10 protein-coding genes are annotated in these 12,646 nt (G+C 62.6%); 3 read left to right on the top strand and 7 right to left on the bottom strand.

What is annotated here, in order from left to right; genetic code table 11:
• The first annotated feature begins 60 nt into the window (after positions 1–60).
• Both AC58X1_RS02635 and AC58X1_RS02630 read left to right on the top strand, forming a co-directional pair.
• Positions 61–948 (top strand): LysR family transcriptional regulator, encoded by an 888-nt coding sequence (locus tag AC58X1_RS02635; RefSeq protein ID WP_101319251.1) that lies wholly within the window; start codon positions 61–63, stop codon positions 946–948.
• Between the two features lie 141 nt (positions 949–1,089).
• Entirely contained in the window at positions 1,090–2,277 is a 1,188-nt protein-coding gene (locus AC58X1_RS02630) for an MFS transporter (protein ID WP_178080764.1), read from the top strand.
• A 46-nt stretch (positions 2,278–2,323) separates the two neighbouring features.
• On the opposite strand, the gene AC58X1_RS02625 is transcribed toward AC58X1_RS02630, so the two are convergent.
• Complete coding sequence (locus tag AC58X1_RS02625; RefSeq protein WP_101319247.1) at positions 2,324–3,508, bottom strand: MFS transporter; 1,185 nt, start codon at positions 3,506–3,508, stop codon at positions 2,324–2,326.
• A 118-nt stretch (positions 3,509–3,626) separates the two neighbouring features.
• On the bottom strand, positions 3,627–6,494 hold the full coding sequence (locus AC58X1_RS02620) for an HD domain-containing phosphohydrolase (RefSeq protein WP_497428245.1): 2,868 nt from the start codon (positions 6,492–6,494) through the stop codon (positions 3,627–3,629).
• Between the two features lie 328 nt (positions 6,495–6,822).
• Between AC58X1_RS02620 and AC58X1_RS02615 the strand changes: the two genes are divergently transcribed.
• Positions 6,823–7,494 carry a DUF3313 domain-containing protein gene (locus AC58X1_RS02615; protein ID WP_497428244.1) on the top strand — a complete coding sequence of 224 codons (672 nt, stop codon included), beginning with the start codon at positions 6,823–6,825 and terminating at the stop codon, positions 7,492–7,494.
• 67 nt (positions 7,495–7,561) lie between these two features.
• On the opposite strand, the gene AC58X1_RS02610 is transcribed toward AC58X1_RS02615, so the two are convergent.
• The 5 genes from AC58X1_RS02610 to AC58X1_RS02590 all read right to left on the bottom strand — a co-directional run bounded on the left by AC58X1_RS02610 (position 7,562) and on the right by AC58X1_RS02590 (position 12,644).
• Entirely contained in the window at positions 7,562–8,902 is a 1,341-nt protein-coding gene (locus AC58X1_RS02610) for an MFS transporter (RefSeq protein ID WP_101319243.1), read from the bottom strand.
• Between the two features lie 98 nt (positions 8,903–9,000).
• Positions 9,001–9,933, bottom strand: coding sequence for a 3,5-dioxohexanoate:acetyl-CoA acetone transferase (kce, locus tag AC58X1_RS02605; protein ID WP_101319241.1), 933 nt, complete (start codon positions 9,931–9,933; stop codon positions 9,001–9,003).
• Positions 9,934–10,024: 91 nt separating this feature from the next.
• Positions 10,025–10,813 carry an SDR family oxidoreductase gene (locus AC58X1_RS02600; RefSeq protein WP_497428243.1) on the bottom strand — a complete coding sequence of 263 codons (789 nt, stop codon included), beginning with the start codon at positions 10,811–10,813 and terminating at the stop codon, positions 10,025–10,027.
• A complete protein-coding gene (locus AC58X1_RS02595) occupies positions 10,810–11,532 on the bottom strand; it encodes a GntR family transcriptional regulator (protein ID WP_207074078.1) in 723 nt (240 codons plus the stop codon). The genes AC58X1_RS02600 and AC58X1_RS02595 overlap by 4 nt, the downstream gene beginning before the upstream one ends.
• Before the next feature lie 131 nt (positions 11,533–11,663).
• Entirely contained in the window at positions 11,664–12,644 is a 981-nt protein-coding gene (locus AC58X1_RS02590) for a 2-hydroxyacid dehydrogenase (RefSeq protein ID WP_497428242.1), read from the bottom strand.
• Between the last annotated feature and the right edge of the window lie 2 nt (positions 12,645–12,646).

Raw genomic sequence — 12,646 nt, 5'->3', positions numbered from 1 at the left:
CTGCAAGATAATTATCGAAAACCGGATAAATTCATAAGCTAGCCTTATACAGGTCGAATCATGGAGCTACGTCACCTGCGCGCGTTCGTCTGCGCCGCCGAGTTTCAGCACTTCAGCAAGGCTGCCGAGCATTTGCAGGTTGCCCAACCTGCGTTGAGTCAGCTGATCAAGACTCTGGAGAGCGAGCTGGCCGTCACGCTGTTTCGCCGGGCCAATCGCGGCGTCGAACTGACCGCCGCTGGCGCGGCGTTTCTACCGCATGCGCGGGACGCCCTGCATTCCAGTGAGCTGGCCGTGGCCGCCGCCAAGCGCGCTCGGCGCGGAGAGATCGGTGAAATTACCATCGGCTACCACTCGGCATTGCTCGAGGCCAATCTGCCACAGTTGATTCGGCACTATTTCAGCAGCTATCCGGAAGTCAAGGTGACACTGCTCGATGCGCGCATTCAGGCTCAGTTCGACAAACTGCTGGAAGGCACGCTCGACATCGGCTTTGCCCGGATCTTCAAGGACCATTTGCCCGCCCGCCTGCGCACCCACTGCTTCAGTACCTCCAGGCTGGTCCTGCTGATGCCTGACAACCATCCGCTGGCAGATACCTTCAACGGCGATCTGGCGAGCCTGCGCCAGGAGAAGTTCATCTTCCTTGAGGACCCGCTCGGCATCGGCCTGACCTCACACATACTGCAGCTATGCCGGCAGTATCAGTTGCACCCTGCCAACGTCATGCAAGTGCCTTCGTTGATGAGCATTCCTGGCCTGATTGCAGCCGGTATCGGCATCAGCATTCTCCCGCAAACCCTCACTCAACTGAGCATGCCGGGCATCCGTACGCTTGAACTCGAGCAGGCCGACATGCACAGCGAGCTGTCGTTGATCACCCGCGTGGATGAGCGCTCACGGGCAGTCATGCATTTTCTGGAAGAGGCGCAAGGCTGGTTGAGCTGAGCTTTTTCGACGCGGAGTACATCTGTACTCCGCAGGCATTTACAGCATTAGCTGGCCAAGCGATGAACCGCCTCGACGGAGCGTGTTCACATCCATAAACTGCTCAGTTAAACGTTTCAGCGTATTTCAACAAGGATCCCGATGTCAGTTCACCAAGCCCCTCCCCCAACCGCCTCCAAAGCCACCGTGGCGAAAATGGAGGCCGCCATGGCCCTGGGCAGCTTCGCCATCGGCACTGGCGAGTTCGCGATCATGGGCCTGATGCCCGACATTGCCAGCAACCTGCACCTGAGCGAGCCTCAAGTCGGCCACGCGATCAGTGCCTACGCCCTGGGCGTGGTGGTCGGTGCACCAGCGCTGGCGATTCTCGGCGCCAAGCTGCTGCGCAAGCACATGCTGCTGTTGCTGATGGCGCTGTATGCCGCGGGCAACCTGGCGACAGCTTTTGCCCCATCATTCGGCGGCCTGGTGGCGTTCCGCTTTATCAGCGGCCTGCCCCATGGCGCCTATTTTGGTATCGCGGCGGTGGTGGCCTCGAGCATGGTCGCGAGTAACCAGCGGGCCGGGGCGGTGGCGCGAGTGATGCTCGGGCTGACCCTGGCCATGCTGCTGGGCAATCCCGTGGCAACCCTGCTGGGGCAGTACTTTGGCTGGCGGTCGGCATTCTTGCTGGTGGGCGTGATCGCGCTATGCACCATTGCCCTGGTCTGGCGTTACGTGCCGCAGCGTGACGATGAAGCACGCAGCGATCCGCGCAAGGAGTTGCAGGCGTTCCGCTTGCCGCAAGTGTGGATGGCGCTGGGCATTGCCGCCGTGGGCTTTGCCGGGATGTTCTGCGTGTTCAGCTATCTGGCGCCCACCATGCTCGAGGTGACCGGCACTTCGGCACAGATGATCCCCTTTGCCCTGGCGGCATTTGGCGCCGGCGGCATCATCGGCAACATTGCCGGCGGCAAGCTGTTTGATCGGCTGCAGTTCCGTGCGGTAGGCCTGGTGTTGCTCTGGTCGATCGGCGTGCTGCTGTTCTTCACCTACGCCGCCCATGCACTGTGGTCAGTCATGCTCGGCATCGCCTTGGTCGGCAGCATGATCGCCCTGGCAGCGCCGCTGCAGATTCGCTTGATGGACATCGCCCACGAGGCGCCGAGCCTGGCGGCGGCATCCAACCACGCAGCGTTCAACCTGGCCAATGCGCTGGGGCCGTGGCTGGGCGGCATGGCGATTACTGCTGGACTGGGCTGGACCAGCACCGGTTACATCGGCGCGGCGACCGCGTTGGTCGGCCTGGGCCTGTATCTGCTGGCGCGCCGCATGAAGGGCGGCCACTAAGCAGACACGTGGGCGCAACAGTCCTGACTGTTGCGCCCTGCTTCAATCAGGCATACGGCCTTGGCGCAGGCGTGCGGGCATTGAGCAGTGGCCGCGCCAGGCTGATCAGGCCCAGTCCGGCCAGCGCCGCGCCAACCCACAGCGGCGCACGCAGGCCAAAGCCCGCATCGATCGCCTGGCCCCCCGCCCAACTGCCAAAGGCCAAACCAGCGGTGATGACCGAGGTGTGCAGGGTATTGACCAACGCGCCCGGCTCGGCGGCCTTCATCACCCGCGCGACCATCGCTGGGTTGAGCGCCACGCCGGTAAAACCGATCAGGATAAAGCACAGCAAATTCAACCAGCGATGCTCGCCGCCCAGCGCAAAGCCGGCCATGGCCAGCACCAGCAGCGCCAGACCCCAACCCAAGGCGCGGAAGGTGTGCCGCTCGGCGATACGTCCGATGAACAGGTTGCCAAGCACGTTGGCGACGCCGTACAGCGCCAGCAGCGGTGCGACGTAAGCGGGCAATACGCCGACTTCGTTGATCAAGATCGGTGTGATGTAGCTGAATGCGGCAAAGGTCGCACCGATGATCAGCCCGCTGGTGACATAGGCCCCCCACAGGCTGCGGCTTTTCAGGTCGTCCAGTTGCCGACGCAGGCTGGGCTGCTGGCCGGCGACGTCCTGCGGCAGCTGGCGTGCGACCAGCAAAGTGCACAGCAGCGCCAGGGCAACGATCATCCAAGCACTGGCGCGCCAGCCGGCGACCTGCTCGATCACCGTGGTCAGCGGCACGCCGGCCACCGGCGACAGCATCAGCCCCGCCAGCACCACCGCGATCGCCCTGCCCCGCGCGGCCAACGGCACCAGCCCGGCACACAGAGTCATGCACAGGCCGATGCAGGCTGCACTGGCCACACCCATGATCACCCGCGCTGTCAGCAGAATGGTGTAGCTCGGCGCCACGGCGGACACCCCGGCGGCCAATAAATAGACGACCAACAAGGCGATCAACGCCCGTTTGTTACCGATGCCGCGAGAAATCAACAGCACTGTGAGCGGCGGCCCACCGAGGGCCATGCCCAATGCATAGAAGGCAATCAGGTTGCCGACCTGGGCCAGGCTGACGGAGAAGGCATCAGCCAATGCCGGCATCATCCCGGCGACCATGAACTCGGCGGTGACCAGGGTGAAGATGGTCAAACCCAGCAGGTAGACGGTTGCTGGCAGCTTGTACGGGGTAGTCATAACACGCTCAAACAGAAAAACAGAGCGGGCTACCCTAGGCAGATTTGACTCATCGGTCAAACTTTCATGAGCGCAGTCGATAGTCGGCAGGCACCCTCCAGACGCCCTCAAGACGCCCTCAAGACCCTGCGAATGCGCGCAGATAAGGCTCGATATCGACGTCGTCAAGCTGGTCACTGCGCAGAAAACGCTCGCCGTACTCGCGGTACACGCCGCTGCTTAAAAACAGGCGGAACAGCCCTGGGTCGATGTGCTGGTCGCGGGCCATGAAGCCGAGAATCTTGACTGACTCCGACAACGTCTTGGCTGCCTTATAGGGCCGGTCAGCGGCACTCAGAGCCTCGAAGATATCGGCAATCGCCATCACTCGTTCGGCGATGCTCATGTCGTCTTTCTTCAAACCACGCGGGTAGCCGCTGCCGTCCATCTTTTCGTGATGGTTGCCGGCAATCTGCGGTACGCGCTTGAGGTGGCTGGGCAACGGCAAGGTGTTGAGCATGATGATGGTCTGCACGATGTGCTCGTTGATCTTGAAGCGCTCTTCGTCAGTCAGGGTGCCGCGACGGATACTCAGGTTGTGCAGTTCACCATAGTTGTAGGCATGGGTCGGCAGGCGCATGTCGAAGCCCCAGGTATTGCGTGGGTCGTGTTTGTCGACTGGCGGCTTGCGCTCACCCCATGGCACCAGGTGGTCGACACGGTCAGCCAGTAGTTGCTCAGGCGCCGGCAGCAATGCCGAGGCCACTGGTGCAAGGCGTTCTGCCTCGTCACGGGACAAGCCCAGGCGGTTATCGAAGTTGCGCAGCCACGGGCGCGAACCAATGGTACGCAAGCGCTCGATATCGGCATCGGACATGAACTCGCCGCCGATGTTGGCATTGGCGATAAAGGCGAACTCTTCCTGCAACTGCGCCCGGGTATTCTCCAGCGCTACTTGCAGCGCCTGCTGCTCGCCACCCTTAGCCAAGCGCTGCCAATAGAGCAACTCGGCATCGCGCCAGAGCACTTCGAAGCGGGTGCGGATTTCGTGGATGCGGTTGTTCAAGGTCTCCAGCTTGGTCGCCTTGTCGACTACGTACTCTGGGCTGGTAACCTTGCCGCAGTCATGCAGCCACGCCGCGATCCTGAACTCATAGCGCTCCAGCGCGCTCATGTGAAACTGTGCGTAAGGCCCACTGTTTGCGGCGATGACACTGTCCATGAGCATTTGCGCCAGCACCGGCACCCGTTGGCAGTGGCCCCCGGTATAGGGGCTTTTGGCATCGGTGGCATCCGCGAGCAGTTGGATGATGCCATCGAGCAGGCGTTGCTGGGCCTCGATCAACTGGCGTGTCTCTATGGCCACTGCGGCCGCCCCGGACAGCTCCTCGACAAACTGGCGAAATGCCGGTGCAATGCCGCCCGAGTGCAGCTGCGCCGGGCCCAGTTGCAACACCAACAGCCCAAGGCGCTGCCCGCTGCGGTCATTCAGCGCCACGGCCATGGTCGGTGTCTGGCCAGGCATCGCCTGCTCCACTGCGCTATTGAGTTGATGCGGCTCGTGCACGCCAAGCTGCAGGTCAGCGGGATAGCGCTCATCGCGATAGTGTGCAGCCAGGCGTAATACCTCGCTGTCTTCGCCGGCCAGATAGACAGCACCGCTGGTTACGGCAGTCGCCTCCACCAGTTCACCCAGCACCTGGCGAAGCATATCTTCCAGATTGGTTTCCCGGCTCAGGCTGAGCGTGATCGCCTGGAAATTGTGAATGGTGCGCGACATGCCGCCGAGCACCTCGCTCAGTGCGCTGACCTCGCTGATCCGCGACTCGACCCCGACGCGCCGGCTGAAGTCGAAACTGGCCAGAGCCTGTACTTGCTCGGTCAGCGCCTGCAGCGGCTGGCCAATGCGCCGCGCCAGGGCCCAGCCGACCAGCAGCAGGACCCCGATCAGAACAATCGCCCAGCGCGCTTCGGCCATCAGCATCTGCCGCGCGCCGCCCAGTAGCTCAGCCGCGGGTACTGCGATCAGCAGGCGGATGTCGTGCTGGGTGAATGACGAAAGCGGAACCTGCACGCCGTACCAGTCCTGGCCGGCCGCCTGATAGTGGACCGGGTCTGCGCTCTGGTAATTGTTGACGAACAGCCAGCTGAGGCTGTCGACCGCCAGCTCGTCCAGGCGCGACAAACGCAGCGCCGCACCGTCCTGGACCACTACCCGCTGCAGGTCTGGGTAAAACACTACCTCGCCGTCACTGCCCACCACCGCCATCTGCGTGCCGGGGGTCGTGCGCAGGTCAGCAACTTCGCCGCCCAGGTCGTTGACCGAGGCGTCCATGCCCAGCACTGCGTGCCCAGTGATGCTGCGTTGGGCAACCGTCAGGCCGATCTCCTTGGTGGTGAAAAAGACATAGGGCTTGGTCAACTGGGTAGTCGCGCTGGCCAGGCCCTCGACAAACCACGGCCGCGTACGCGGGTCAAAGTGGTAGTCCGGTTTGGCCAGCGTTTGCAGCAGCGTCAGCCCTCTGTCGTAAAAGCGCCACTCACCGAGCATCTGCCCACTGCCGTCCAGGCTGATGCTTTGCAACAGGTACGCGGCACCTGCGGGCGCATGCACGCTCTGGCTGTCGGCCTTGTCGCGCAGTGCCCGTAACAGCACGAACTCGCCATTGGCATAGCCCACATACACCGCGCTGAGCATGCTGTTGGCGTCCAGGCTGGCCGCGAGCAAGGGCAAACGATCAAGCCGTTGCTGCAGCGTGACGGCCTCGGCAAGCGAGTCATGGGCAAGCAGACGGATCGAGCTGAGCACCGGGTTGATCAAGCGCTGCGCCCGCTCGTTGATGGTGCGCGCCAGCTGGCGACTGGTGTCGGCCGACGCAGCCAGCAAGGTGTGCTCAATGCTGCGGTAGCCCTGGTAGGCCAGCACTGCCCCAAGCGTCAGCGTACTGAACATGATTGCCAGGCCAATCAGCACTTGCAGGGAGAAGCCGCGGCGTGAGGTGTTCAAGGGTCTGGACCTTCTTTGGCATTCGTTGTAATCCGCAGCTCGAATGCCCGCCGCGCCTGTTCCAGCTAATCCTAGCCCAACTCTTTACTTACGCATGGCTGGACTATGCTGATTGACGGTTGCCCAGGTGTGCCAAGTAACAGCGCTGTCATGTACTGGACTCGGCTGCGCTCATTACATGAGCAATGCGGGCCACAGGGCAACTCGCACCACCCTGTTTCACACCAATCGCAACGCTGCAGCTGGATAGTGTGAAAGGCCGCGCGACGTGGCGATTCCCCCTCGGCAGTGTGATCTCGTCCGAGATCGGTCCACAAGGAGCAACAACATGAAGTCAAAGTTACTGCTGACCGCGTTGTGCGTGGCAACACTTGCAGTGTCTGGCTGTGCCAGCAAGTACGTCGAGTCCAACCAGTATTCCGGATTCCTCAAGGATTACAGTTTGCTCAAGCAGGAGACTTCACCTTCCGGTGCGCCGGTGATGCGCTGGGTCGATCCGAAGCTCGATGCACGCCGCTACACCAAGGTCTATATCGAACCGAGCCAGCTGTATCCAAAGCCGCAGCCCACGGCCAAGATCCCCGCCAGCACCCTGCAAGGCATCACCCAGTATTACGATCAGGCCCTGCAGCGGGAAATGGCCAAGGTCATGCCGTTGGCCAAGGGACCAGGCCCGGGGGTGTTGATCGTGCGGCCGGCGATTACTGGGGTGAGTGCGAGCACCAAGAGCCTGCAAGCCTATGAAGTGATCCCGATTGCCTTGATCGCAGCCGGCGTGAGCACCGCGACCGGCATCCGTGATCAGGACACCAGCCTCGCCACTGAAGCGGCCTTCATCGACGCGGCCGACAACAAAGTGGTGGCGCAGGTGGTGCGCAAAGGTACAGGCGCCGAACTGGATAACGCCGACCAGGTCATGCAGACCAAGGATGTGAAAGCGGTACTCGATGGCTGGGCCAGAGACATGGCCAAGTCGTTCGAGCAGGTCAAAGACAAATAGTCCAAGGTTACAACCGCAAAAGGGCTGCTCTGGCCGGCAACGTCAGCCAGAGCAGCCCAGCGTGGACTCAAACTACCTGTCGGCGTCCATGCGCTTCAGCCTTGGGGACCTTGCGCTCATGCCCTTGACGCAGGCGCAGGGCAGCCAGCGCGGCGAGCACCAGGATCACCGCGATGATTTTCATCCCGTCCATGGCGTTACCTGTCGTTTGCTCGATCAGGCCCATCACCGACGGGCCGACAAAGCCGCCCAACAGCCCACACGAGTTGACGAAGCCCAGCCCACCGGCCAGTGCAGCGCCTTTGAGGCGTGACGCCGGGTACAGGAAGATGATCGACTGCACCACAAAGAACATCAGCGCCGACAGGCAGAAGCCCAGCAGGCTCAGCACCGGCCCTGCCAGCGAGGCGATACCCAGCCCGGCGGCCATGGTCAGCAACCCGCACACCAGCATCATCCGCGCCCGCTGCGGGGTTGTGGCAAAACGCGGCAGCGCCATGGCACCCACGGCTGCGGCGATCCACGGCAGCGAGGTCAGCAAGCCGATCTGCAGCGTGGTCAACTCGCCGTATTTGCCGATGATCCCCGGCAGGAAGAAGATCACCGTATACACCGTGATCTGATGGCAGAAGTACACCAGGATCGCCAGGAAGATCTGCGGCGTCAGGCACTGCTTGAGCGAATGGCCGCCCTGCCCTGCACCTTCCTCCTGCTCAGCCGCCAGGCCGCGTTCGATCTGCTCGGCTTCAGCCGGGCTCAGCCACGGCGCCTTGCTCGGCCGGTCCGGCAGCTTCGTCCACACGACATAGGCGAAGAACACCGCCGGCAGGCCTTCGAGCATGAACATCCACTGCCAACCACGCCAGCCCCAGACGCCGTCCAGCTGCATCAGCAACGCGCCCAGCGGGCCGCCGATGATATTGGCGAAGCACACACCCAGGAGGAAGTAGCCAATCGCCCGCGCACGTTGCTCGCGGCCGAACCAATAGGTCAGATAGAGCATCACGCCGGGGAACAGCCCCGCCTCGGCCACACCCAGCAGCAGACGCAGGATGTAAAACGAGGTTTCGCCCTGAACAAACGCCATCGCGGCCGAAATCAGGCCCCAGGTCACCATGATGCGGGCGATCCAGAAGCGCGCGCCGACCTTGTGCATGATCAGGTTGCTGGGTACTTCCGACAGCGCATAGGTCAGAAAGAACAAGCCGGCGCCCAGCCCATAGGCCGCCGCCGAAATGCCCAGATCCACATCCAGCTGATGCTTGGCCAAAGCGATGTTGGTGCGGTCGAGAAAGCTCAGGATGTACGCCGCAATCAGCAACGGCATCAGCTTGATGAAGATGACCTTGTTCAGCGTGGCTGAATCACGGGGTGTGGCAGCGCTATCGATGTTTCTTGTAATTGTCATCGCACAAACCTCATGGCTTGAGTAGCCGGTGAATGCTGAAGGTGCCGGCAGCCGGGCCCAACGCCCCGCTGCACAGAATCCGCGAGGTGACGCCGGGGCTAGAAGTCGACCTTGTCCTGGCCTTTGAGGTCGAGCATTTCCCGGGCTTCATCCGGCGTTGCTACGCGCGCGCCGAGCGCTTCGATCACTGTCCGGATGCGTTTGACCTGGTCGGCATTGGATGCGGCCAGTTGGCCCGGGCCGTCCCACAACGAATCCTCCAGGCCAACCCGTACGTGGCTGCCCATTGCCAGGCCCATGGTACCCAGCGGGATCTGATTGCGCCCGGCGCCCAGGATCGACCACTGATAAGCGTCGCCAAACAGCCGATCAGCCGTACGGCGCATGTGCGCAAGGTCTTCCGGGTGGCCACCGATACCGCCGCGCAGGCCAAACACCGACTGGATGAATATCGGTGCCTTGAGCAGGCCGCGCTGGAGGAAATGCGCGGCGGTATACAGGTGGCCGATGTCGTAGCACTCGATTTCGAAGCGGGTGCGGTTCTCGGCACAGGCGTTGAGTATGTGGGCGATGTCGCGGAAGGTATTGCGGAAGATCCGGTCGTCACTTTCTGCCAGGTATGGCCGCTCCCAGTCATGCTTGAACTCGGTGAAGCGCTCGAGCATTTCGTACAGGCCGAAGTTCATCGAGCCCATGTTCAGTGAGGCCAGCTCCGGCTTGAGCTGAGCCACCGGCTGCAGGCGCTCTTCAACGCCCATGGTTGGCGCACCGCCGGTGGTGATGTTGATGACGACGTCGCTCTTGGCCTTGATCTGCGGCAAGAACTGGCGGAACAGGTCGACGTCCTGGCTGGGCCGGCCATCGATCGGGTCACGTGCATGCAGGTGGACGATGGCAGCGCCGGCTTCGGCGGCACCAATGGCGGCATCGGCAATTTGCTGCGGGGTGATCGGCAGATGCGGCGACATCGACGGCGTGTGAATAGCGCCAGTGACCGCGCAGGTAATGATGATCGGGCGTTTTCTGGACATGCGAATTTCTCCATTCTTGTTCTTGGTGAGAAAGTGAATACGTCAGCAGCAGGGCTGCAGCCCCGCCGTTACTGCATGAGGGGTCGAGCCGTTACAGGTACTCGACGTTGCCATCCACGCTGATGGCCTGGCCGGTCACGTTGCGTGCCGCCGGTGAACACAGGAACAGCGCCATGGCAGCGACGTCTTCGGCGGTGACCATGCGCTTGAGCGAGATCTTCTGCAGGTACTCGTCACGCATCGCCGCCTCAGACACGTTCAATTGCTCGGCCCGGGCGCGAATCACGCCGTCCATGCGTGGCCCTTCGACGATGCCCGGGAGCAAGGCGTTGACGCGGATATCGCTCTCGCCCAGCTCGCTGGCCAGAGACTTCATCAGCCCAACGATCGCCCATTTGGTGGCGGCATAAGGCGTACGCCAGGCATAGCCAAGGCGCCCCGCCACCGAGGCGATGTGAATCAGGTGGGCATTCGGCGAGGCTTTGAGCAGCGGCACCGCATGGTGGGCGAAGCGGTATTGCCCGGTCAGGTTGATATCGACGGTGCGCTGCCATTCTTCGTCGGTGACGGCGTCTATGCCCGCCGTCGGCCCGGCGATCCCGGCGTTGTTGATCAGCACATCGAGGCCGCCGAACTGCTCGCGCTGGACCTTGAACACGGCTTCGATCTGCGCTGGGTCGCCGACATCGGCCTTGGTTGCCAGGCTATTCGGGTAGCGATCACGAAACGCCGCGAGGGCCGCTTCGCTGACATCGCAGACATGCACCTTGGCGCCGGCCTCCATGTACGCCGCAGCCAGCACCTCGCCGATGCCGGCGGCGCCGCCAGAGATCAATACGCGCAGGCCGCTATAGGGAATCAGTCGGTTCAGAACGCTCATGCTTTTTTAACTCCTGAAGCAGGCGACCTCGAACGGTCGCTCTTGACGATCAGGCGTGCCAGCGAGTCGGCCGCCTGCATGATGTCGTCGGTGACCGCCGCCCGCGCAGCGGCGCCATCACCGGCCTGCAAGGCTTCGACGATGCGGTTGTGCGCCTCCATCGAGCGTTGCAGGTGAGCCTTGTCCGGCGCGACCAGGGCAAAGCATGGGCCCATGTGCAGCCAGAAGTTCTCCACCGCGGCGACGGTCAACTCGGCGTTGGCCACAGCGTAGATGCGCCGGTGAAAGGCAAAGTTGGTCCACAGATAACGCGCCACATCGACGTTGTCAGCGGCGTGCTGCATCTGTTCGCAGAGTTGGGTGATCTCGGTCAGGTCGCGCTGGGTCAGCAGCACCACGGCTTTCTCGGCCAGCAAGCCTTCCAGCGCTACCCGCGCGTCGCGGATTTCGCGCAGACGCTCCGGCGTCATCATGCGCACCCGCAGGCGGGCTGTTTCAGTGACTTCAAAAGCGTTTTCGGCACTCAGGCGGTTGAGCGCCTCTCGTACGGGCATCGGGCTTGAACCCAAGGCTTCGGCCAGGCCGCGGATGGTCAGCTTCTGGCCGGGCTGAAAGCGGCCGCTCATCAGCGCTTCACGGATCTGGCGGTAGACCTGGTCCTGCAGTGTGTCGCGCGACACCTGGCGCATTACCGGCAGGAGGGTTGGGCGATCAGTCATGGGCAGACTCACATATTGGCGTTGTTATGGCTTCAATATGTGATCACAAATAACATATGTCAATTGGTTTCAGCACGACAGTGAGTTTGGCCCTAGAACGTCGGGGCGCTTTGCGCCCCCAGCAATGCCGGCTAGCGCATTGCCCAAACCTGCGGATTGACCAGATTCTGTGGGCGCTGGTGAGCCAACGCACAGAGCAAGTTGTCTACCGCGCAGCGGGCCATGGCCTGGCGGGTTTCGTGGGTCGCCGAGCCGATGTGCGGCGTCGCCACTACGTTGTCCAGTTGCAGCAAAGGCGAATCCGCCGCCAACGGCTCTTTGACGAACACATCCAGCCCGGCCCCGCGAATGCGCTGCTCACGTAGCGCTTCGATCAGCGCGGTTTCATCCACCACCCGGCCACGGGAAATGTTGATGAGAATGGCCTCGGGTTTCATCAGGCTGAGTTCCCGCGCGCCGATCAAACCCTCGGTCGCGGCACTCAACGGCACCGTCAGGCAGACAAAATCCGATTCCTGCAGCAACCCGTCGAGGCTGCGACAAGCGGCGCCATAAAGGGCCTCGACGGCAGGCTTGGGCTGACGGCTGTGATACACCACGCGCATGCCAAACCCCGCAGCCGCACGCTTGGCCAGTGCTTCACCGATGCGGCCCATACCAACGATGCCCAAGGTCTTGCCGTGCACATCGGTGCCGAAGTGAGCTGGCCCCAGATTGGCATGCCAGTGCCCTGCCCGCACCCAACTGGCAAGTTCGACCACCCTGCGCGCCGTCGCCAGGATCAAGGCAAAGCCAGTATCGGCGGTGGTTTCGGTAAGCACATCGGGGGTATTGGTGAGGACGATGCCGCGTCGGGTCAGGTCAGCGATGTCGTAGTTGTCGACCCCCACCGAGACGCTGGCCACCGCTTCCAGTTGCGGTGCCAGGTCCAGCAGGCTGCTGTCCAGGCGCAGGCTGGCCCCGAGCAGGCCATGGGCGTGGGGCAAGGCATCGCGCAGACGGGCCAGGCCATCCGCCTGCGCGGTGTCGACGAAGATCACTTCGGCCTGCTCGCGCAGGCGGCCGAGCAAATCATCGGACAAGCGCTTGTAGAGGACTATGGTCTTTTTCATGG

This window comes from Pseudomonas sp. PGPR N4 (assembly GCF_059693665.1).
The sequence above is the reverse complement of the archived record's forward strand: the minus strand, read 5'-3'. Positions and strand labels throughout refer to the sequence as shown.